Source organism: Pseudoclavibacter sp. JSM 162008, assembly GCF_041366455.1.
Classification (GTDB): Bacteria; Actinomycetota; Actinomycetes; order Actinomycetales; family Microbacteriaceae; genus Pseudoclavibacter.
Window position 1 is genome coordinate 42,228 of the sequence record NZ_JBEWYX010000006.1, and the last position, 19,034, is coordinate 61,261.

The 19,034-nt window shown below is 68.8% G+C and carries 20 protein-coding genes; 7 read left to right on the forward strand and 13 right to left on the reverse strand.

Annotated features, from left to right (window positions below):
- Positions 1 to 3: 3 nt before the first annotated feature.
- Positions 4 to 924 carry an N-acetylmuramic acid 6-phosphate etherase gene (gene murQ / locus ABVF28_RS06635; RefSeq protein WP_371029909.1) on the reverse strand — a complete coding sequence of 307 codons (921 nt, stop codon included), beginning with the start codon at positions 922 to 924 and terminating at the stop codon, positions 4 to 6.
- A 136-nt stretch (positions 925 to 1,060) separates the two neighbouring features.
- Here murQ and ABVF28_RS06640 point away from each other — a divergent pair, with 136 nt between their 5' ends.
- Together ABVF28_RS06640 and ABVF28_RS06645 are read left to right on the forward strand one after the other, a co-directional pair.
- Entirely contained in the window at positions 1,061 to 1,942 is an 882-nt protein-coding gene (locus ABVF28_RS06640) for a MurR/RpiR family transcriptional regulator (RefSeq protein WP_371029910.1), read from the forward strand.
- Between the two features lie 173 nt (positions 1,943 to 2,115).
- Complete coding sequence (locus ABVF28_RS06645) at positions 2,116 to 4,107, forward strand: glucose PTS transporter subunit IIA (RefSeq protein ID WP_371029911.1); 1,992 nt, start codon at positions 2,116 to 2,118, stop codon at positions 4,105 to 4,107.
- A gap of 18 nt (positions 4,108 to 4,125) precedes the next feature.
- On the opposite strand, the gene ABVF28_RS06650 is transcribed toward ABVF28_RS06645, so the two are convergent.
- The 3 genes from ABVF28_RS06650 to ABVF28_RS06660 all read right to left on the reverse strand — a co-directional run bounded on the left by ABVF28_RS06650 (position 4,126) and on the right by ABVF28_RS06660 (position 5,685).
- Complete coding sequence (locus ABVF28_RS06650; RefSeq protein WP_151423824.1) at positions 4,126 to 4,449, reverse strand: multidrug efflux SMR transporter; 324 nt, start codon at positions 4,447 to 4,449, stop codon at positions 4,126 to 4,128.
- Positions 4,449 to 4,835 carry a multidrug efflux SMR transporter gene (locus ABVF28_RS06655; RefSeq protein WP_371029912.1) on the reverse strand — a complete coding sequence of 129 codons (387 nt, stop codon included), beginning with the start codon at positions 4,833 to 4,835 and terminating at the stop codon, positions 4,449 to 4,451. The genes ABVF28_RS06650 and ABVF28_RS06655 overlap by 1 nt, the downstream gene beginning before the upstream one ends.
- Before the next feature lie 154 nt (positions 4,836 to 4,989).
- The gene (locus ABVF28_RS06660; protein ID WP_371029913.1) at positions 4,990 to 5,685 is read right to left on the reverse strand and encodes an alpha/beta fold hydrolase; all 696 of its coding nucleotides are present in this window, start codon (positions 5,683 to 5,685) and stop codon (positions 4,990 to 4,992) included.
- Between the two features lie 162 nt (positions 5,686 to 5,847).
- Here ABVF28_RS06660 and ABVF28_RS06665 point away from each other — a divergent pair, with 162 nt between their 5' ends.
- Positions 5,848 to 6,876 carry a S41 family peptidase gene (locus ABVF28_RS06665; RefSeq protein ID WP_371029914.1) on the forward strand — a complete coding sequence of 343 codons (1,029 nt, stop codon included), beginning with the start codon at positions 5,848 to 5,850 and terminating at the stop codon, positions 6,874 to 6,876.
- 4 nt (positions 6,877 to 6,880) lie between these two features.
- Here the strand turns inward: ABVF28_RS06665 and ABVF28_RS06670 are convergent, their stop codons facing one another.
- Positions 6,881 to 7,243: a DUF2834 domain-containing protein gene (locus ABVF28_RS06670; RefSeq protein WP_371029915.1), complete on the reverse strand. Its 363-nt coding sequence runs from the start codon at positions 7,241 to 7,243 to the stop codon at positions 6,881 to 6,883.
- 238 nt (positions 7,244 to 7,481) lie between these two features.
- Positions 7,482 to 8,978 carry a dicarboxylate/amino acid:cation symporter gene (locus ABVF28_RS06675; protein ID WP_104254314.1) on the reverse strand — a complete coding sequence of 499 codons (1,497 nt, stop codon included), beginning with the start codon at positions 8,976 to 8,978 and terminating at the stop codon, positions 7,482 to 7,484.
- A gap of 280 nt (positions 8,979 to 9,258) precedes the next feature.
- Between ABVF28_RS06675 and ABVF28_RS06680 the strand changes: the two genes are divergently transcribed.
- Positions 9,259 to 10,869, forward strand: coding sequence for a DHA2 family efflux MFS transporter permease subunit (locus tag ABVF28_RS06680; protein ID WP_371029916.1), 1,611 nt, complete (start codon positions 9,259 to 9,261; stop codon positions 10,867 to 10,869).
- Here ABVF28_RS06680 and trmB read toward each other — a convergent pair.
- Positions 10,847 to 11,587, reverse strand: a complete 741-nt coding sequence (trmB, locus tag ABVF28_RS06685) for a tRNA (guanosine(46)-N7)-methyltransferase TrmB (protein WP_371029917.1) — start codon at positions 11,585 to 11,587, stop codon at positions 10,847 to 10,849. The two genes, ABVF28_RS06680 and trmB, sit on opposite strands and share 23 nt — an antisense overlap.
- A 128-nt stretch (positions 11,588 to 11,715) precedes the next feature.
- On the opposite strand from trmB, the gene ABVF28_RS06690 reads away from it, so the two are divergent.
- Entirely contained in the window at positions 11,716 to 12,099 is a 384-nt protein-coding gene (locus ABVF28_RS06690; protein ID WP_179555563.1) for a hypothetical protein, read from the forward strand.
- Here ABVF28_RS06690 and ABVF28_RS06695 read toward each other — a convergent pair.
- From ABVF28_RS06695 to ABVF28_RS06710, 4 genes are all read right to left on the reverse strand, one after another.
- Positions 12,096 to 12,581 (reverse strand): MarR family winged helix-turn-helix transcriptional regulator, encoded by a 486-nt coding sequence (locus tag ABVF28_RS06695; RefSeq protein WP_371029918.1) that lies wholly within the window; start codon positions 12,579 to 12,581, stop codon positions 12,096 to 12,098. The genes ABVF28_RS06690 and ABVF28_RS06695 overlap by 4 nt on opposite strands.
- Before the next feature lie 59 nt (positions 12,582 to 12,640).
- On the reverse strand, positions 12,641 to 13,363 hold the full coding sequence (locus ABVF28_RS06700) for a response regulator (protein ID WP_371029919.1): 723 nt from the start codon (positions 13,361 to 13,363) through the stop codon (positions 12,641 to 12,643).
- The gene (locus ABVF28_RS06705; RefSeq protein WP_371029920.1) at positions 13,357 to 14,673 is read right to left on the reverse strand and encodes a sensor histidine kinase; all 1,317 of its coding nucleotides are present in this window, start codon (positions 14,671 to 14,673) and stop codon (positions 13,357 to 13,359) included. Before ABVF28_RS06705 ends, ABVF28_RS06700 begins: the two co-directional genes overlap by 7 nt.
- A 111-nt stretch (positions 14,674 to 14,784) precedes the next feature.
- Positions 14,785 to 16,251: a YdiU family protein gene (locus tag ABVF28_RS06710; protein WP_371029921.1), complete on the reverse strand. Its 1,467-nt coding sequence runs from the start codon at positions 16,249 to 16,251 to the stop codon at positions 14,785 to 14,787.
- Between the two features lie 217 nt (positions 16,252 to 16,468).
- Between ABVF28_RS06710 and ABVF28_RS06715 the strand changes: the two genes are divergently transcribed.
- A complete protein-coding gene (locus ABVF28_RS06715) occupies positions 16,469 to 16,654 on the forward strand; it encodes an MbtH family NRPS accessory protein (protein WP_371029922.1) in 186 nt (61 codons plus the stop codon).
- A gap of 4 nt (positions 16,655 to 16,658) precedes the next feature.
- On the opposite strand, the gene ABVF28_RS06720 is transcribed toward ABVF28_RS06715, so the two are convergent.
- Positions 16,659 to 17,402, reverse strand: coding sequence for a hypothetical protein (locus ABVF28_RS06720; RefSeq protein WP_371029923.1), 744 nt, complete (start codon positions 17,400 to 17,402; stop codon positions 16,659 to 16,661).
- Positions 17,403 to 17,558: 156 nt separating this feature from the next.
- Between ABVF28_RS06720 and ABVF28_RS06725 the strand changes: the two genes are divergently transcribed.
- Positions 17,559 to 17,891 (forward strand): hypothetical protein, encoded by a 333-nt coding sequence (locus ABVF28_RS06725; RefSeq protein WP_371029924.1) that lies wholly within the window; start codon positions 17,559 to 17,561, stop codon positions 17,889 to 17,891.
- 52 nt (positions 17,892 to 17,943) lie between these two features.
- Here the strand turns inward: ABVF28_RS06725 and ABVF28_RS06730 are convergent, their stop codons facing one another.
- Complete coding sequence (locus ABVF28_RS06730) at positions 17,944 to 19,017, reverse strand: SIS domain-containing protein (RefSeq protein ID WP_179555570.1); 1,074 nt, start codon at positions 19,015 to 19,017, stop codon at positions 17,944 to 17,946.
- Between the last annotated feature and the right edge of the window lie 17 nt (positions 19,018 to 19,034).

Here is a 19,034-nt window from a genome sequence, read left to right on the forward strand (position 1 = left end):
GGGTCAGACCGCGGCGAGCTCGACGGCGCGACGCACGTTGCCGTCGGCCTCACGCAAGAGGGCGGCGGCCTGTTCTGCGTCGCAGTCCGCGAGCAGCATGACCACGGCGGTCTTCGCGTGGTCGCCCGCCGAGGCGAGCGCGGCGTCGGCGTCAGCGCGCGGCGCCCCCGTGGCCTCGGCGACGATGCGCTGCGCGCGGTCGACGAGCTTCGCGTTCGTGGGGCGCACGTCGACCATGAGGTTGCCGTAGGCCTTGCCACCGCGAACCATGCTCGCCGTCGTGAGCATGTTGCAGACGAGCTTCTGGGCGGTGCCAGCCTTGAGGCGTGTGGATCCGGTCAGAACCTCCGGGCCGGTCACGACCTCGATGGCGATGTCGGCTTCCGCGCTGATCGGCGCGTCCGCATTGCAGGCGATCGAGATGGTCGCGGCGCCGCGCTGTCGAGCGGCCCTGAGGCCACCGATGACGTACGGGGTGCGTCCGCTCGCCGCCAGCCCGACGACGACGTCGCTCGCCTGCAGGCCAACAGCGTCCAACTCGCGGGCCGCGAGCTCCGGGTCGTCCTCGGCGCCCTCGACGGCGCGCACGAACGCTCGCTCGCCACCGGCCATCACCCCGAGGACGTCTTCCGGTGCGGTGCCGAAGGTCGGGGGGCATTCGACCGCATCCAGGAGGCCGAGGCGGCCGCTCGTGCCAGCGCCGAGGTAGATGAGGCGACCCCCGTGACGCCTGGCCTCCGCGATGCGCTCGGCAGCCTGCGCGATCGCGGGGAGCGCGGCGCGCACCGCCGAGGCGACCGTCGCATCCTCGTCGTTCATGAGGCGCAGGATCTGCTCGGTATCGAGCGTGTCGAGGTCCCCCGTTCGCGGGTTCCGCGCCTCCGTGGAGAGGGTTGCTAGCGTCGAGATCTCGTCGTTTGGCATGCTCGTCTCCGGTTTCCGACTCGCCACGGCGCAAGTCTCGTCGCAAAAGTACACGACTGACGCTGGGTAAGTAAATAATCTTCGAAAATCTTGGCGGTCGCCGCTCGATACGCTGTCTATGGAAAGCAGGTGGATCGTGGGCACAAAGGGCGCTGGTGCGAACTCTCGCACGGTACTTGTCGAGGTGCGGGCGCTGCTGCCGTCGCTCCGGCAGTCGGAGCGACGCATCGCGGAGGCGCTGCTCGCCGACCCCGAAGGGTTCGCGACGAGATCGATGGCGGAGATCGCGGAGCTCGCCGATACCTCGACGACCACGGTCGTGCGGTTCACGCGACGTGCCGGATACGCGCGGTTCCGTGACCTGCGGCATGACCTCACCGAGCAGAACCTGCGGGAGCGCCTCGCGTCGGGTGCAGGGGTTGTCCCGGCGGCAGACATCTCCCCGGGCGACTCGCTGTCCGACGTGGTTGCCAAGATCGCGATGAACGAGACGCTCTCGATCGCAGATACCGCCGAGGTTCTGAACATCGATGCCCTGGCGGCCGCCGTCGAGGCCATTGCCGGCGCCGCTCGCGTCGACATCCACGGAATCGGTGCGAGTTCCGTCGTCGGTGTCGACCTGCAGCGCAAGCTGTCGCGGATCGGACGCATCGCGCTCGAGTGGCCGGAAGCCCACGCTGCGTGGACCGCCGCCGCGGTGCTCGACGATCGGGCCGTCGCGATCGCCATCTCGCACTCCGGCGCGACCGCCGGGGTGGTCGAGTTCCTCCGCATCGCAAAAGCGACCGGGGCCACGACGATCGCGATCACGAACCACGAGCGGTCGCCGCTTGCTGCCCTGGCCGACATCGTGCTCCGCACCGCGGCACGCGAGACGCCGTTGCGTTCTGCTGCTCTTGGCAGCCGGATCGCGCAGCTCATGGTTGTGGACTGCGTCTTCACCGGTGTCGCGCAGGTCGACTACGAGGGATCTGTCGCCGCCATCGAGAAGACGCACCAGGCGGTCCTGCGGGGCTGAGGGCGCCGGTTGCTCGGGCCTGAGTTCACGAACGGTCCTATCGCGCCTGGTCCCGTCACGCCCGGGGCCTTCGGTGCTGACGTGTGCCACCTTGGGGAACTTTTTTACCTTTTCGTGTCACTTCCTGGTACTGTTCTTCAAAATTCGAGCAATGTCGCGAGAAGAGGATGCCCATGAGCGCAAACGACGAACTCGCCAGCGAGCTGCTGCGGTTGCTCGGTGGCCCCGGCAACGTTGCCGGTGTCGAGAACTGCATGACGCGGATGCGCGTCAGCCCCGTCGACCGCGACCTGATCGACGAGACCGCCATCAAGGCCCTCCCGGGGGTGCTCGGCGTCGTCGACGACGACACCTACCAGGTCGTGCTCGGCCCCGGCAAGGTCACCAAGGTGACTGACGCCTTCCGCCAGCACCTCGGGGCGGCCGGTGCCGACGCTGACGCGCTCGCGGCCCGCGGGGCGGCGATCAAGGCCGGCCAGAAGCAGCGCAACAACACCCCGTTCAAGAACTTCATCCGCAAGATCGCCAACATCTTCGTGCCCCTCATCCCGGCCCTCATCGGAGCCGGTATCGTCGCGGCTGTTCGCGGCCTCCTGGTGAACTGGGTGACGGTCGGGACGGCTCCGGAGTTCGTCGAGGCGGTGGTTCCGGCTCTGACCGTCATCGGCTCGGCGTTCTTTGCGTTCCTGCCGATCTTCGCCGGCATCAATGCCGCGAAGGAGTTCGGCGGCACACCCGCACTGGGTGGCGCCGTCGCCGCGATCATCGTCTTCGCCGGCATCAGCGACGTGCAGTACAGCCTCCCCGTCCTGGGCGACATCGTGCTCGCGCCGGGGCAGGGAGGCGTGATCGGGGCCATCTTCGCCGCAGGCCTCTGCGCCTGGATCGAGCGCAGCCTGCGCGGGAAGATCCCCGATGCGATCGACATCCTCGTCACGCCGACGCTCGCGCTCCTCATCTCCGGCCTCGCCACGATCTTCGTGTTCATGTTCGTCGCGGGCAACATCGCAAGCGCGATCGGCACGGGCGCGATCTGGCTGCTCGACAACTCCGGTCTCCTCGCGGGCTTCGTGCTCGGCGGGCTCTTCCTACCGCTCGTCATGCTCGGCCTCCACCAGGCGCTCATCCCCATCCATGCGACCCTCATCGAGCAGGTGGGCTTCACGCCGCTGCTCACGATCCTCGCGATGGCGGGGGCGGGCCAGGTCGGTGCCGCGCTGGCGATCTACTTCAGGCTGAACCGGAACACGTCGCTGCGGACAACGATCAAGGGTGCCCTCCCGGTTGGGATCCTGGGCGTGGGGGAGCCGCTGATCTACGCGGTCACGCTCCCGCTGGGTCGCCCCTTCCTCACTGCCTGCCTCGGCGGTGCGGTCGGTGGTGCCGTCGCGGGTGCCTTCAACCAGTTCGCGGGGGCCTTCGGCGCGACGGCGATCGGCCCGTCCGGGTGGGCGCTGCTGCCGCTGCTGCAGAGTGACAACGGCCAGGGGTACGCGATCCTCGCCTACGTCGTCGGGCTGCTTGCCGGGTACGTCTCCGGCTTCCTGATCACCTACTTCTGGGGCTTCACCCCAGCGCTGCTCGCCGAGCACAACGCGGATCAGGACGAGTACGGCGCGTCGGAGAGCCAGGATGCGGATGCTCCGAGCGCAACGGGGTCAGCGTCGGCGGTCGCCTCCGGGACCCGGGCGGTCATGGGGCAGCGCATCGATATCCTCACTCCGGTCGAGGGGTCGATCATTCGCCTGTCGGATGTGCAGGACGAGGCGTTCTCCTCGGGAACCATGGGTGACGGCTTCGCCGTCGAGCCGACGTCCGGCGACTTCCGGAGCCCCGTATCGGGCATCATCACGGCGATGTTCCCGACCGGTCACGCCTTCGGGGTAACGACGCCCGAGGGGCTTGAGGTGCTGGTGCACATGGGGCTCGGGACGGTCGACCTGCATGGGGAGGGCTTCGATCTCAAGCGGGCCGAGGGTGACGTCGTCGAGGCCGGCGACGTGGTGGTCGCTGTGGATCTCGAGGCCGTGCGCGGCAGGGTTCGCTCGCTTGCCACTCCTGTGGTCGTGCTGAATGGCGCTGCGTTCCCGATCGTCGAGCGCCGCACGCAGGACGGGCCGCCGCTCACCGTTGAGGCCGTTGTCGTCGCTTCGGCGCGAAGCTGAGGTCGGGGCGGTCGGCGCTCAGTGCTGGCCGCCCACTTCGACGAGCAGCACGCCCGCGCCGATGAGGGCGATGCCGGCGGCCATCATCCAGGTGAACGGCTCCTTGAAGAGGTAGTGGCTGAGCACGGCGGTGAGGGCGACGCCGACCGCCGCCCAGATGCCGTAGGCGACACCGAGTGGAACTCCCTGCGCGAGCGTCGAAGAGAGCAGCGTGAATGCGGTGACGTAGCCGATCACCACGGGGACGTACCAGAGTCGGCTGCCGTCGACGGCCTTCCGCAGGGAGAGCGTGCCGCCGACCTCGCTGAGGATCGCGCCCGCGAGGAGGATCCAGCCGAGCATCAGGCGGACACCTTCCCGGTGCCAGAGGGCTGGGCGCGTTCTTGTACGCGATGCGCGCGGTCGTGGGCACGCTGCGATCCGAGCTCGACCAGCAGCACGCCGCCGATGATGAGCACCATGCCGAGGCCCATGAGCGCGGTGAGCGGTTCTGCGAACAGCAGCGCGGACAGGAGGGCGGTCAGGGCGACTCCGAGGGCGCCCCAGATGCCGTAGGCGACACCGAGTGGGAGGCCCGCGCGCAGAACGAGGGCGAGGAGCACGAACGACGCCGCGTACCCGACGACGACGATCGCGTACAGGGCGGGAGCATCGAGAGCCCCTTTGAGGGAGAGGGACGCGGTGACTTCGCAGGAGATCGCCGCGGCCAACAGCAGCCATTTGCGCATGCGCGGATTCTCGCAGATCGCAGTCTGGGAGCGTGGTTCGCGGTCGTGGTCGCGTTCACCGGCGGGTGCGGTGCGCTCTGCAGCCTCGGGACCTTGCCCGACGCCGGGGCGGTCGCCGGGCAGGCGGTTGTTGGCCCGGGTCAGTGCAGCCGAGTCAGCCGGTCACGGCGTCGACGACGGCGGCCGCGAGTTCGTCCGGCTTCGTGAGTTGCGGCCAGTGCCCGGTCGGGAGCTCGACGATGCGCGCGGATCGCGCACGGGCGAGTTCGGCGACGTAGGGGTGGCCGTCGGCCATGAACTGTCGGTGCATCGGTTCTGGCATGGTGCTCGTGATGACGACCGCCGGCACGTCGTAGCGGCGCTCGTCGCCGAGCTGCTGCTTCTCCGTGGCCACACCGACGGGCTCCGGCACGGCGATGTCGGCGAGCCGCTGCCAGACTTCCTCGGTCATGTCGACGAGCTCCGGCTCCCCAAAGACACTGCGGTCTGGCAGCGGCACCGCGCCGGCGGAAGACTCGAAGCCGTCGTTGATCACGCCGCCGTCGGCAAGCGGTCCGGAGTCGACGTAGACCACCCGCGAGACGCGGTCGGGGCGTGCATCCACCGCCCCGTAGGCGACCGCGCCACCGCCGCTGTGGCCGACGAGCACCACGTCGCCTTCGAGGGTGTCGATGAGCGCGGCGACCGCGTCGATGTGGGTGCGCAGGCCGACACCCGCCGCATCGTCACCCGGGGCCTTGCCCGGCAGGGTGAGCGGATGCGCGGTGTGCCCCGCGTCTTCGAGCGCTCGCGTGACCGGGGCCCACGAGTCGCCGGTGAGCCAGAAGCCGGGGATGAGGATGATGTGCATGGCGCTGACGCTACCCACGGCCACCGACATTCAACCGCGAGCCGGCGGTGCGCAGGAGCGTGTCCCACCCGCGCCGGTGAGAACCGAGAGTAGACGTGCCGCGTCTTGAGCACCGCCGGGGAGGTCGCCCGCCCGCCCGAATGCGAACCTTAGGGTTGGTGCATGAGCAACGTCGCCGTGCAGCCGCGGGGCAGGCGGAGCGTGCGCGCGAGCCTCTCGCTGACGGTGGCTGCCGCACTCGCCGTGGGGCTCTCCGGGTGCACCGCGTCGCCCGAGCCGGAGCCCGTCCCCACGCCGATCGTCAGCCCGGCGGCACTTGTCGAAGAGGCTGCCCAGGTTCTGGAGGAGAACGGCCTGTATTCGGGCGGAGATTGGTCGGCCGAACGGGATGCGCTCCTCGCCGCGGGCGCGTCGGCCACAACCCTCGAGGAGGCGCACGATCTGATCGCGGCGGCGGCCTTCGATGCCGGTGGCCGGCATGCGAGGTTCCTTCCCGCCGATGAGCGGGAAGCAGCGTACACGGAGGCACCGAGCGCCCCGCCCACGGTCGAAGCGACGCAGGGCCGCACCGTCACGATCACGGTGTCGGCGATCGGACACGAAGGCCCCCTCGCCGAGGAGTATGCACGGACCGGAGTCGAGGGGTTGTCAGCGCTCGCGGATGCGAACACGTGCGGCTTCGTCGTCGACCTGCGCGGCAACTGGGGCGGCAATGCGTTCCCGATGCTCGGGGCCGTCTCGCCGCTCTTCGACACGAGCGAGGTTGCGGGATTCGTGGCCCGCGACGGCCAACGCGACGCGATCACGGTATTGACGGAGAGTGCGACCTCGACCGACGGCTACGAGCTGCGCTTCGACTCTGGTGCCGACGTTCGAACGGGCGTCTTCGCGGGCAAGCCGATCGCGGTCTTGCAGGATTTCTACACGGCCTCCGCCGCCGAGATGGTGCTCGCGGGCTTTTCGGGGCAGGACAACGTCCGCACGTTCGGGGAGAAGAGCAACGGGCTCGCGACCGGAGTCGAGGGCTTCCTGCATTCCGACGGATCGGAGATCCTGCTCACAACCTCGCGCTTCACGGACCGGACGGGCGCGGTCATGCCGGAGCCCATCCAACCCGACATCTCAGCGCTCACGGGCGACGCTTCTCAGCTGGCTCATGCTTGGCTGGCCGAGCAATGCTCGGCGGCTTGATCCGCTACGCGGCGTGCTCGGCCGAGGTGCTCGGTCGTCCGCGCCCCGGCGCGAGATGCCGCTCCCGCATCGCGAGGAACAGCGGCAAGGCGAACGCGAACGCGACGCCGAAGCAGAGGATGTAGACCCACAGCCGCCGCATCCCCTGCCGCCGCCCTTCGACGATGATGAACACCGCGCCCACGGTGGCGGCGACCAGCACGTCGATGACGATCGACGTGACGGCAGGCCCGCTGCCGAAGTAGTCGCCGACGAAGGCGCTGCCTTCCACGCCGGCCATGACGTTGAACGTCCAGGTAACGGCCCCGCCGACGATGGCGAGCACGAGGTAGAAGATCGCGAGGGGAGTCCAGGTGGATGCGCGCATGCGGCAAGGTTCGCACGCGCGGCCCCGCGCATCCCGAGTCCGTGCCTCTCCCTGCTCTGCCACCGCGCGGCGCCCTACCGTCCGAGGGCGGAGTTGTGGTCGTCGAAACTCGCCGGAAGCGACCACAAGTGCGCTCCCGGCTTCCCGGTCGTGACGGGGGATGCGAGACGGGCGCCTGCTCCCGGATGCCCCGCGTGGGGTTCCGAGGGCAAGCGCCCGTTGACTGCTTGAGCTGAGGCTAGCTGCGGCGTTCCGCGTCCTGCAGGGTCGCGCCTTCGAAGGCGTCCTGCTCGCGGTCGTTCTGCGAGCCGGTGGAGCGCTGGATGGTCTCCTCCACTTCCTCGTCGGTCTCGTCGGAGAAGGCGACGTCACCGCGGGGCGCGTTGTAGAGCTTCTCGTTGAGGATGCCCTCGCGCTTCGCGACGATCATCGGCACGAGCGCCTGGCCGGCCACGTTGGTCGCGGTGCGGCCCATGTCGAGGATCGGGTCGATGGCGAGCAGCAGGCCGACACCCTCGAGCGGGAGGCCGAGCGTCGACAGGGTCAGCGTGAGCATGACCGTGGCACCCGTCGTACCTGCCGTCGCGGCGGAGCCGACGACGGACACGATGACGATGAGGATGTACTGCATGATCGACAGCTCGATGCCGAAGAACTGGGCGACGAAGATCGCGGAGATCGCCGGGTAGATCGCGGCGCATCCATCCATCTTCGTGGTCGCGCCGAACGGCACGGCGAACGACGCGTATTCGCGGGGCACGCCGAGGTTGCGCTCGGTCACGCGCTGCGTGAGGGGGAGCGTGCCGATGGAGGAGCGGCTCACGAACGCGAGCTGCACTGCCGGCCACACGCCGGAGAAGAAGCGGCCGATGGACAGGCCGTGCGCCTTCACGAGGATCGGGTAGACGACGAACAGCACGAGTGCGAGGCCGATGTAGATGGCGATCGCGAACCAGGCGAGGCTCGTGAGCTTCTCCCAGCCGTAGTTGACGACGGCGCTCGCGATGAGGCCCAGCGTGCCGAGCGGGGCGATGCGGATGATCCACCACAGCACCTTCTGGATGACCGCGAGGGCGGACGCCGTGAACTCGAGGAACGGCTCGGCGCGCTTGCCGAGGCGGAGTGCCGCGATGCCGATGACGACGGCGATGACGATGACCTGCAGCACGTTGAACGCGATCGTCGAGTTCACGTCACCGGTGTCTGCGTCGACGCGCGAGCGCACGCCCATGCCGAGGAAGTTCTGCGGCACGAGTCCGGTGAGGAAGTTCCACCAGGTGCCGACCGAGGAGGGCTCACCGGTCTCGAGCTGCGACTGGTCGACGCGGTTGCCCGGCTGGATGGTGACGCCGAGCACGATGCCGATGGTCACGGCGATGAGCGCCGTGATCCCGAACCACAGGAGGGTCTGGCCTGCGAGCCTGGCCGCGTTCGTCACGAGACGCAGCTGCGCGATGCTCGAGATGACGGCGGTGAGGATGAGCGGAACGACAGCGGCGGTCAGGATGGTGACGTACGAGCTGCCGATGGTGGCGAGCGTCGCGGCGAGCCCGTTGGGGTTGCCTTCCGCGTCGTCGCCCAGGTTGCGGGCGACCAGTCCGAGCACGACGCCCAGGACGAGGGCCGCAAGGATCTGGAATCCGAACGACGTGAGGAGCTTGCGCGCGCGGCTTTTGGGGCGCGGCGTCACCTCAGCTTCGGATGCTCCGGCTGTTGTGGGGGTGTTGGCCGACATGGAAGATCTCCCGATGCGATTTCTCATTTCGCGGGATATTCCGCGAACTGAGCGAGGCTACGCCTGACCCGGGGGAGTGTCACGGGTGTGACGGTTCATGACACGCAACAAATGGTGTGCTCTGGGACGTCACGAACCGTCAGGGCGGGAATGGAACGGCGGGACCACAACTCAGGCGCGCCCCACCCAAAGTAATTAAACGATTGAGCGAAATCGCAAGCAAGGAGGCGTACCCTCACCTCGTCGTCACCATCCCCCTTGGACGAGAAGTTGGAGCATCATGGCTGAGTCAGCACGTCGTCGGTGGGTTGGTCTGGTCTTCATCAGCGTCGCGGTGGCGCTCATCATCGTCGACTCGACGATCGTGAACGTCGCTGTCCCGTCGATCGTCACCGAGCTCGGCATCACGTCGACCGAGGTGCAGTGGGTCCAGGAGGCCTACACTCTCGTCTTCGCGTCGCTGCTGCTCCTCTTCGGAAGCCTCGCCGACCGCGTCGGCCGCCGCCGCCTGATGCTCATCGGCGTCGTGATCTTCGCCGTCGCCTCCGTGGCAGCGGCACTCGCTCCGACGGGTGGGCTGCTCATCCTCGCCCGCCTCGTGCAGGGCGTCGGTGGGGCGATGATCCTCCCGACGACGCTCTCGCTCATCAACGCGACCTTCCGGGGTCGAGAGCGGGGCATCGCGTTCGCCGTCTGGGGCTCGACGATCGGCGGTATGGCCGCGGTCGGTCCGCTGCTCGGCGGGTGGCTCACGACGGAGTTCTCGTGGCGCTGGGCGTTCGGCATCAACGTGCCGCTCGGCATCATCATCGTCATCGGCGTGCTCCTCTTCGTCAACGAGTCCAAGGAGCCCCAGCGGCAGCGGCTCGACCTCGTCGGTGCCGCGCTCTCGGTCGTCACCTTCGGGGCACTCGTCTTCGGCCTCATCGAAGGCCGCACCTACGGCTGGTGGGGCGTCAACGAGACCTTCACGATCGGCTCGTTCGAGTGGCCCCTCCCCATCTCGCCCGTGCCCGTCGCGTTCGGGGTCGCAGCGCTCGCTCTCGTCACGTTCATCGTCCGCGGCGTGCGGCGGTCTCGCCGGGGCGAGTCGTCCCTGCTTGAGTTCTCCCTCTTCCGCATCTCGTCGTTCCGCAACGGCAACATCGCGGCGATGGTGGTCGCGCTCGGCGAGTTCGGCATCATCCTGTCGCTGCCGCTGTGGTTGCAGTTCGTGCTCGGCTTCGACGCCCTGCAGACCGGGTTCGTGCTGCTGGCGCTCGCCGCGGGTTCGTTCGTCGCGAGCGGATTCGCGGGTGCGAGCAGCGGGAAGGTCAACGCGGTCACGATCGTGCGCGTCGGCATCCTCGCAGAGATCGTCGGCATCGCGTGGGCGGGATTCATCATCGCCCCGGATGCGCAGTGGGGGTGGCTCATCCCCGCCTTGTTCGTCTACGGCTTCGGGGTCGGCCTGGCCACCGCGCAGCTCACGGGAGTCGTGCTGCAGGATGTTCCGGTCGAGCTCTCGGGTCAGGGTTCCGGGACGCAGTCGACGTCCAGGCAGGTGGGGTCGGCGCTTGGCGTCGCCATCCTCGGAACGATCCTCTTCACGACCACCGGCGCATCCCTCGGCGCCTCGCTCGACGATGCCCAGGTCCCCGCCGAGCAGCGAGACCAGGTGGTCTCGGCGGTGGTCGACTCGGCAGGCGGCGCCATCGCCGGCCTCGACGAGAACCCCGCGACAGCTGATCTCGTGGACGACGCGAAGGCGGCGCTCTCCGATGGCACCCGCGCATCGGCGTTCACGGCCGCCGCGTTCCTCGCGCTCGGCCTCGCCGCGACGCTTCGCCTCGGCTCCGGGAAACGCGAGGAGGAGTCTGCCGCAGAGGCTACTCCGACGTCACGTAGCTGAGGTCGTGGATGCGCCTCCCGGCCTTCGCGGCCTTCCGTTCGAAGACGGTGAGCGTACGACCGTCGAATCTCGGGGCCCACTCGCCCGGATGCTCGCTCGTGAACTCTGGTGCCGCATCCAGCACCTCGCGCATCTGGAAGGCGTAGTCCTCCCAGTCGGTGGCAAGCCGCATGCGGCCGCCGGGGCGCAGGGCGTTCGCGGCGACAGCACCGAAGCCCTCGCGCACGAGCCGCCGCTTCGTGTGCTTCGCCTTGTGCCAGGGGTCGGGGAAGAAGATCCACAGCTCCTCGATGCTGCCGGCCGGGAGCATGTGCTCGAGCACCTCGACGGCGTTCGCCTCGACGAGACGCACGTTCGACAGGCCGGCGTCCTCGATGCGGCGCAGCGTGCGGGCGAGGCCAGCGACGAAGACCTCGACGGCGAGGAAGTTCCATTCCGGATGCTCGGCGGCCGCCGCGACCACGGCCTCACCCGTGCCGGATCCGACCTCGACGACGAGCGGCGCGTCCCTGCCGAACAGCTCGGCCGGGTCGACCCGGAACGAGGGGCTCACGGAGAAGTCGAGCTCGGCGCGTTCGACGTCGACGAGGTACTTCGGGCCGAGCGTGTTCCACGAGTTCAGCTGCCCCTCGGTGAGGCGGCCGCTGCGCCGCGAGAACGAGAAGATCGGACGATGCGAGGGGTGCTGCTCCGGCTGGGCGGTTTCTGCGTCTGACACCCGACAAACCTAGGCGATGCTTGGCGCGGTCGGGCAAACCAGCAGCTGGCAGGCAAGAGTGTTCGAGAAAGTGCCCCGGATGAGGGATGCTGGACGTCGTAAGCCGTCACCCCCGGTCGGAGGCCAGAATGCCGTATCGAAGCAAAGAAGTACTCGAGTCATGGGCTCGGGAGTTCGAGAGCCTCGGCTATGCCGAGCCGGGGGTCGTCAAGGTCATCGTGCAGGACGGCGACGAAGGCCATGACACGGGGCTCGTGCGGGTGCAGCTGACGGACGTTCCCACCGAGCTCTACCTACAACCTGGTACCCGCGAGAGCCCGAAGTGGTCGGTGACGATGGAGCCCCGCGAGCATACGCTGAACCTCTCAGCGGCGAGCGTGCATTCCCTCGCGCAGGAGCTGGCCGTCATCTCAGCGCTGTGCACCTTCCTGCAGGCGAAGTCGATCGTGCTGCTCGCCGAGCTCCACTCGCCCGCGGAGGCGCAACCGGCGAACGGCGACGCCCGCCCCTAACCTGCCTGAGTGGACCCGGGCCCTTCGAGCTCCTGTGTCGTGACGCTCACCGCGTGCGTCAACAGCTCGGCGAGTGTCTGCAGCATTGCAGGGTCGGCCTCGGCGGCGAGTGCCGCTTCGAGGCTCCGGTCGAATTCGTTGAGGCGGTTCCATGGACTCGACGAGAGGTCGACGGTGACCGTGAGGAGACTCGCGCGCCGATCGCTGGGGTCGGTATCGCGATGGATGGTGCCGCGTTCGATCAGCCGGTCGCAGAGGGTCGAGACACCGGCGGAGGTGAGACCCAGGTATGCGCGGAGGGCGCTGGGCCTGGAGCCGGGGTTCTGGGCCAAGAACGCGAGGGCTCGCGCATCCATCTCGCCGATGCCGAGCGAACGCCTCGCTTCATGCTGCGACGCCTGCCTCGCTTCCGCAAAGGCGGTGAGGGCAGCGCTCAATGCGGGTGCGCGGGGCGGGCCGTCGGCGGAGGGAGCATTCGTCACTGCGACGCTCCCCTCGATCTCGGTTGTGCCGCCCAGAGTACACGCCGGGCTTCGGCGCCTCAGGCGTGTTCAGTCGCATCCCATTCGAGGGCGAGCAACGCGAGCTGCACGCGGTTGGTGACGTGCAGCTTCGAGAAGAGGCTCGCCAGGTGGGTCTTCACCGTCGCCTGACTGACGAACAGGGCCGACGCGATCTCGGCGTTGGTCATGCCCTGCGCGACGTACCGCGCGATTTCCCGCTCGCGACTCGTGACGCTGGCGAGCAACCCGTCGTCGCGGGTCGCGCCCGGCTCTCGCTGCCGTCTGCCGCTGCCGTCGAGGGGGCGAGCTTCGTCGGTGCTTCCGCCTGCTGCGGCGCGAACGAGGCGGTCGAGGGCGCTCGGCGAGAAGACGGACTTGCCCTGTGCCGCGTCGAGCACGGCCCCGACGATGTCCTCCGGCGGGGCGTCCTTGAGGAGGAAGGAGACGGCGCCGGCCCGGAGCGCGTCCAGCAGGAACTCCTCCGTGTCGAACGCGGTGAGCATCACGACCTTCGCGCGGGACCCGGTGTCGGTGAGCTGCTGCACTGCATCGATGCCGGTGAGGCCGGGCATGCGAACGTCCATGAGGATGACGTCGGGGTCGTGGTGGGCGGCGAGGGTGAGCGCCTCGTCGCCGTTGACGCCTTCTCCGACGACGCGAATGCGTTCCGCGCCGTCGATGAGGAGCCTGAGGCCCATTCGAATCCCCACCTCGTCGTCGATGATGAGCACGCTGATGCTGTCCTGCCCTGGAGTTACCAAGGGAGCGTCACCTCCACCACGAAGTCGCCGCTCTCGGCAGCACCTGCCTCGAAGGTGCCTCCGACCAGGTGGATGCGCTCCCGGGCGCCCAGGAGGCCGTAGCCGGTGCCGAGGGCCGGCGCTGCCGGTGGCTGGAAGGAGTTCGAGACGGTGACGCTGAGGTGAGTACCACCGCCCTCGAGCACGACGTGCACCTCCGCTTCGGGAGCGTGCTTTCCAGCGTTGACGAGGAGCTCCGAGAGGGTGCGGTGCAGGGCGCGGATGCGCTCTGCGGAGAGCCGCGAGAGGTCACCCGGTCCGATGTCGAGCCAGGTCACCGACGGGGGATTCTGGTGGGGCGCCCCTTCGGAGAGGAGCGACTCGAGTGCTCGCAGGTCGGGGAGGGGCGCATCGCCTCGACCGGCCCCGTCAGACTCGCGCATGCCCGTGAGCACTTCGCGGAGACGGGTGTTGGCCCGGGCCGCCGACTCCCTCACCGTGGCGGCCGTCTCCCGCACGATCTCCGGTGACAGGTCGCTGCGGTACGCGAGCGCTCCCGCTTGCGTGGCGACGACGGCCAGGTCGTGCGAGATCGAATCGTGCATGTCGCGCGCGATGGCAGCCCGCTCCTCGGCCCGTGCGCGCTCGAGGTCGGAGACCCGGCTCTGTGCGAGCGCGGCTCGCTCGCGTTCGGCCGACGCGGTCTGCGCGCGCAACGACGTGATGAGTGCGGCGCGAGTGCCGCGGGATCGCCCGAAGAGCAGCGCGATGATCGTCGACAGCGCGATGAGGATGATGTAGAAGAGGGGCGCCTCAATGGGGGCGCGGCCGGTGACACTGGACTGGAACCAGTCCCACAGGACCCCGCCGCCGACGACGAGGGCCACGACCAGTGCATCCAACGGCAGTGAACGGCGCGCGCCGAGCCGCATCACGGCGATCAGCCATGCCCCGACGGCCAGGGAGCTGGTCATGCCGATGACGACGATCCACAGGTTCCCTGCGCGAGACCCCCGGACCGGGCCGACCGCGATGCACGCCACGAGACCGCCGACCAGGTTCACGATGAGGAACGCGATGAACCCACCGGACTCCGTGTCTGTGGCGGGGTCCTCCACCTGCACGGCCAGCGTCAGGATGAAGAGCAGGGCTCCGGCGAGCAGCGCCCCGAGCGAGATCGCGACGGCCCGCATCCACGGACGCCAGCGAGGGTTGTCGGCCGGGAGCCCCGCCGATCGGAGGTCGCGCTCGGTCAGCCTGCCGCCGTGCTGCGCTCCGTCGAGGGCCAGCTCGTCCACAAGGTGCGGGGCCTTCGGGAGAGGAGCGGTCATGCGCTGAGTCTAGGAACACGCACCGACATTCGGATCGGCCGTTCGGTTGAACTCGGCGAGAAGCAGAAGTCCATGTTGGAAAGCGAGATCCACTGCTGGCTGCCGCAGCGCTCAGGTTCCGCAGAAGGTGACGTAGTCGCCGAAGTCCTGCGGTGCTCCGGTCGCGTAGCAGTCGAGGCCGGGCCGTTCGTCGAACGGGGCGGTCACGGCTGCGAGCAGGCGCCTCGTCGGCTCGAGATCGTCGTCAAGGGCCGCCTCGAGCGCTTCCTCGACGAGGTGGTTGCGCGGGATGTAGACGGGGTTGGCGGCATCCATTGCGCTCGCGTTCGGGGAGAGCGCGAGCCAGGCCTGCGCCCAGGTGCGGAACGCGGGACCCGCCTCCCCGAAGATGTCGAGCGCTGGGGTGCGGTTGCCGCGAGCGTAGGTACCGAGCGCCCGGAAGGTGGAGGTGTAGTCGGCGCCGCTGCGCTGCATGAGGGTCAGAAGCTCACCGAGCAGGCGCTCGAACGTGTCGGGGGCAACATCGCCGGGAAGCCCGAGCTTGCTTCGCATGCCAGAGACCCACGCTTCCTGGTAGACCGGCCCGAACCCGGAGACCGCCTGCTCGGCCGAGGCCACGGCCGTGTCCTCGTCGTCCGCGAAGAGCGGGAGGAGCGTCTCCGCGAACCGCGCGAGGTTCCACCCCGCTGCATGTGGCTGGTTGCGGAACGAGTAGCGGCCCTGGATGTCGATGGAGCTGAAGACGGCGTCCGGGTCGAACGCATCCAGGAACGCGCACGGTCCGTAGTCGATGGTCTCGCCCGAGATCGTCATGTTGTCGGTGTTCATCACCCCGTGCACGAAGCCGACGAGCATCCACTGCGCAACGAGCTTCGCCTGGGCGGACACTACCCGCTCGAAGAAGGCGAGGTACGGATTCGCCGCCTCCGCGGCAGACGGGAAGTGGCGGGCGATGGCGTGGTCCGCGAGACGCCGCAGCAGTTCGAGGTCGCCGGTGGCTCGGGCGAACTGGAACGAGCCGACGCGCAGGTGGCTGCTCGCGACTCTGGTGAGGACCGAACCCGGGAGCACGTCGTCGCGCTGCACCTGGCGACCCGTCAGGGTCACGCTCAACGATCGTGTGGTGGGAATGCCGAGGGCGTGCATGGCCTCGCTGACGATGAACTCCCGCAGCATGGGGCCGAGGACCGCGCGCCCGTCACCGCCGCGGGCGAATGCCGTGCGGCCCGAACCCTTGAGGTGGATGTCCCGCAGTCGTCCGCGCGTATCCGTCACCTCTCCCAGCAAGAGGGCGCGCCCGTCGCCCAGGCGCGGCGAGTACTGCCCGAACTGATGCCCCGCGTACGCCTGCGCGACGGGCGTCGCCCCCTCAGGAAGCCTGGTTCCGAGGAGCATCGCGACCCCGTCGTCGCCGCGCAGCACGTTCGGGTCGAACCCGAGTTCCACGGCGAGATCGTCGTTCAACAGCACGAGGCGCGGGGCTGGGGCGGACTCCGCCTCCCACGGCCTCGCCAGCTCCGGGAGTTCTCGTGCGAAGCGATTCCCGAAGGTCACTTCCGCCTGCGTGGTCGCATTCATGCGAGCCACGGTAGGGCGACTGCCGCAAAGCGGGGTGAGAGTGCGCCCCGCAGCCGCTCACATGTCCCTCCTCGAAGGCGGATGTACGCTCGATCTCGCCTGCCCAGACCCCCGCCGCGGTACAGCGCCAAGCTCCACCAGGAGCACAAGCCAATGCTGAAGCGAGGTCGAAGATGCGGGGACAAGGTCGACGTGCCGAATGCGTCAGAGGCCGCTGATGGCAGCCTGGGACGACGCGGGTGCGCAGTTTCAGGTGCTCAGGAACGTGCATCGCGAGTACTCGCTCTGGCCGGACTTCGCCGACATCCCGAAGGGGTGGGAGTCGGTCTTCGGCCCAGCCGCGAAACGGGACTGCCGCGCGTACCTCGCGCGCGAGCATCCGGAGCGGGAGCCCGAACCGTAACCGACTACTGAACTTCCTCGAACTCGAAGATTCCGGCAGGCGCCGTCGCGAGGAGCTCCTGCCGGTAGGAGTCGGAGAGGGCCGCAGCATCGATGCCCAGGATGAGGCGATTCAGCTCCACATCCATGCGCACGGACAGGAGACCGTCGTCGTTGCCCTTCCAGAGCGACGTCACCGCCAGAGCGGCCTTGCAGAGCGTGGCGTACGAGAAGTCCACCAGCTTCGGAGCGAACGACGCTCCTTCCGCTTCGATGCCGGCTGCCGCGGCGTCGACCTCCGGCGTCGCGTCTCGCAGCGCCTGCCAGATCGCAGCTGGGTCCGCCGCAGCTGAGCCGACCACGGACACGCTGACCGTGCCCCTCGGGCCAGGGCCAGCCGCGACGTCGACGTTGTCGAACCCGCCGACCTCGTCGGGGAGCAGGAACAGCAGCTCCTGCTCGTGCGCAGCGATGCGGGTGTAGAGGTCTGACGACGTCTTCCCCGCGGGCAGATCGATCCACTTCGCCTGCTGCGTGAGGCACTGCGTCATCTGCACCGGCACGGGCTGATGCGTCATCTCCTCAATCGGGATGCCATCGAGCGCGTCCTGCGAGGGAGCTTCGCCGGCCACCGACCCGCCCGCGCTCGCGGCGGGTGCCACGCTGGCAGCGGGCTGCGCGACGACCGCCGATTCGGGTGTGGCGCATCCGACCAGGAGCAGGAGGGCGCCGCAGAGCATCGACGCAGGGGCGAGGCGACGGAGGGACATGCACCGACCCTAGGGACCGGACGGCCCGCATCCGGTCACGGAACGATCTCGACGCTCGTCGCGCGCATCACGATTCGGAGTCGGCACGTGGCGTCAGAGGTGCGTCGGCGGTTACATTCGGAGCACCGCGCCCGCCCGCCGACTGGGGAGACCACCGTGATCCTGACGTTCCAGTTCCAGCCCGTCGAAGACCTGGAGGCGGCCGTCCAGCACTACCTCGACCTGGGTTGGGAAGAGGCGTGGCGCGAAGGCGAGCACACCGTGTCGATGCAGATGCCGGAGCTCGAGATCGAGCTGATGCTCGACGACGAGCCCGGCTGGGGGCCCGCCGGCCCCATGTACTTCGTCGACGACGTGGATGCGTGGCGAGCGGAGCATGCGAACGTCACGACGGGCGAGCCCCGCGACATCCCGGGCGGCAGAGTCGTCGAGGTGACGGCCCCCGGCCACACCTACTACGTGTTCTCCGTGGAGGAGATCGAAGGGTAGCGGCGCAACGAGGGGTGACCAGGACATCTGGCCACCCCTCGTGCAAGGAGGGTTAACCCGCGACCTTGGTTCGCATGGCCGAGCGGAAGTCGGGGAACGCTGGCTCGACGAGGTCGATGCCTCGGGACGCCGACATCCGGTACGCGAGCACCTGGTAGGGGAGGATCAGCAGAAGCGGCGAGAGCTCTTCCGCGGTCTGCTCGTCGAGAGCCAGTTCCCGCTCCCTGCCCGTGCTGGTCCCCGATGTCACGATGTGGACGTGGTCGCAGTGACCTGATGCGAAGTCCGCGAACTGTCGCAGCCGCTCAGCTGAGGCGGTGCCGGGCACCTCGGTGAGGAAGAGGGTGTACTCGGGGCGCAGCTCGAACAGCGGCCCGTGCATGTACGCCTCGAGCTCCATCCCCTGGACGGGGACGCGAACTGTCTCGATGATCTTCGTCTCGGCTTCCACGGCGGTGCCGACATTGGGTCCGAAGCCGAGCACGGAGATTCGGGTCGCCGCTTCGAGTTCCTTCCGGTGCTCTTCGTAGTACCGCTCCGCGTGCTGGATGACGCCACCCATGGAGGCCACCGCCGCGGCGATTCCGGGCCGCGCGAGCTCGGCGGGGATCTCACGCCGTCCGTGCTCCGCGAGTCGAACCGACAGGAGCAACAGGCTCAGGACGGTGGCCGTGACGCCCTTCGTCGAGTAGCGGACGGCCTCGTCACCGCAGCCGATGTCCAGACGGCAGTCGCCGAGGGCAGCGAGTGGACTCCGTGTGTCGGCGGTCACGATGAGGATGGGAGCCGCGACGCGGTCCCGCGCGGCCTTCACCGCGTCGATCGTCGATGAGCTGGTCCCGCGCTGGGAGACCGCGATGACCAGGTCGAAGTCGTTGTCCAGGCTCTCGTACTCCGAGTACGTGAACGGTTCGACGACCTTGGTCACGATGCCGCCGACCACCTCGAGGTGGCGCTCGGCGGCGTGCACGGCGTTGAGGGATGACCCCGTCGCGAGGACGAGGACGCGGTTCACCTGGCGGTCTTCGATGAGGCGGTCGAACTCCGAGAAGCTGGTGGCCTCGTCGGCGAGGATCTGCTCGCAGACGCGGGGTTGTTCGTTGATGCAGTCCAGCATCGTCGTCATGATGTGATTCCTTCGAG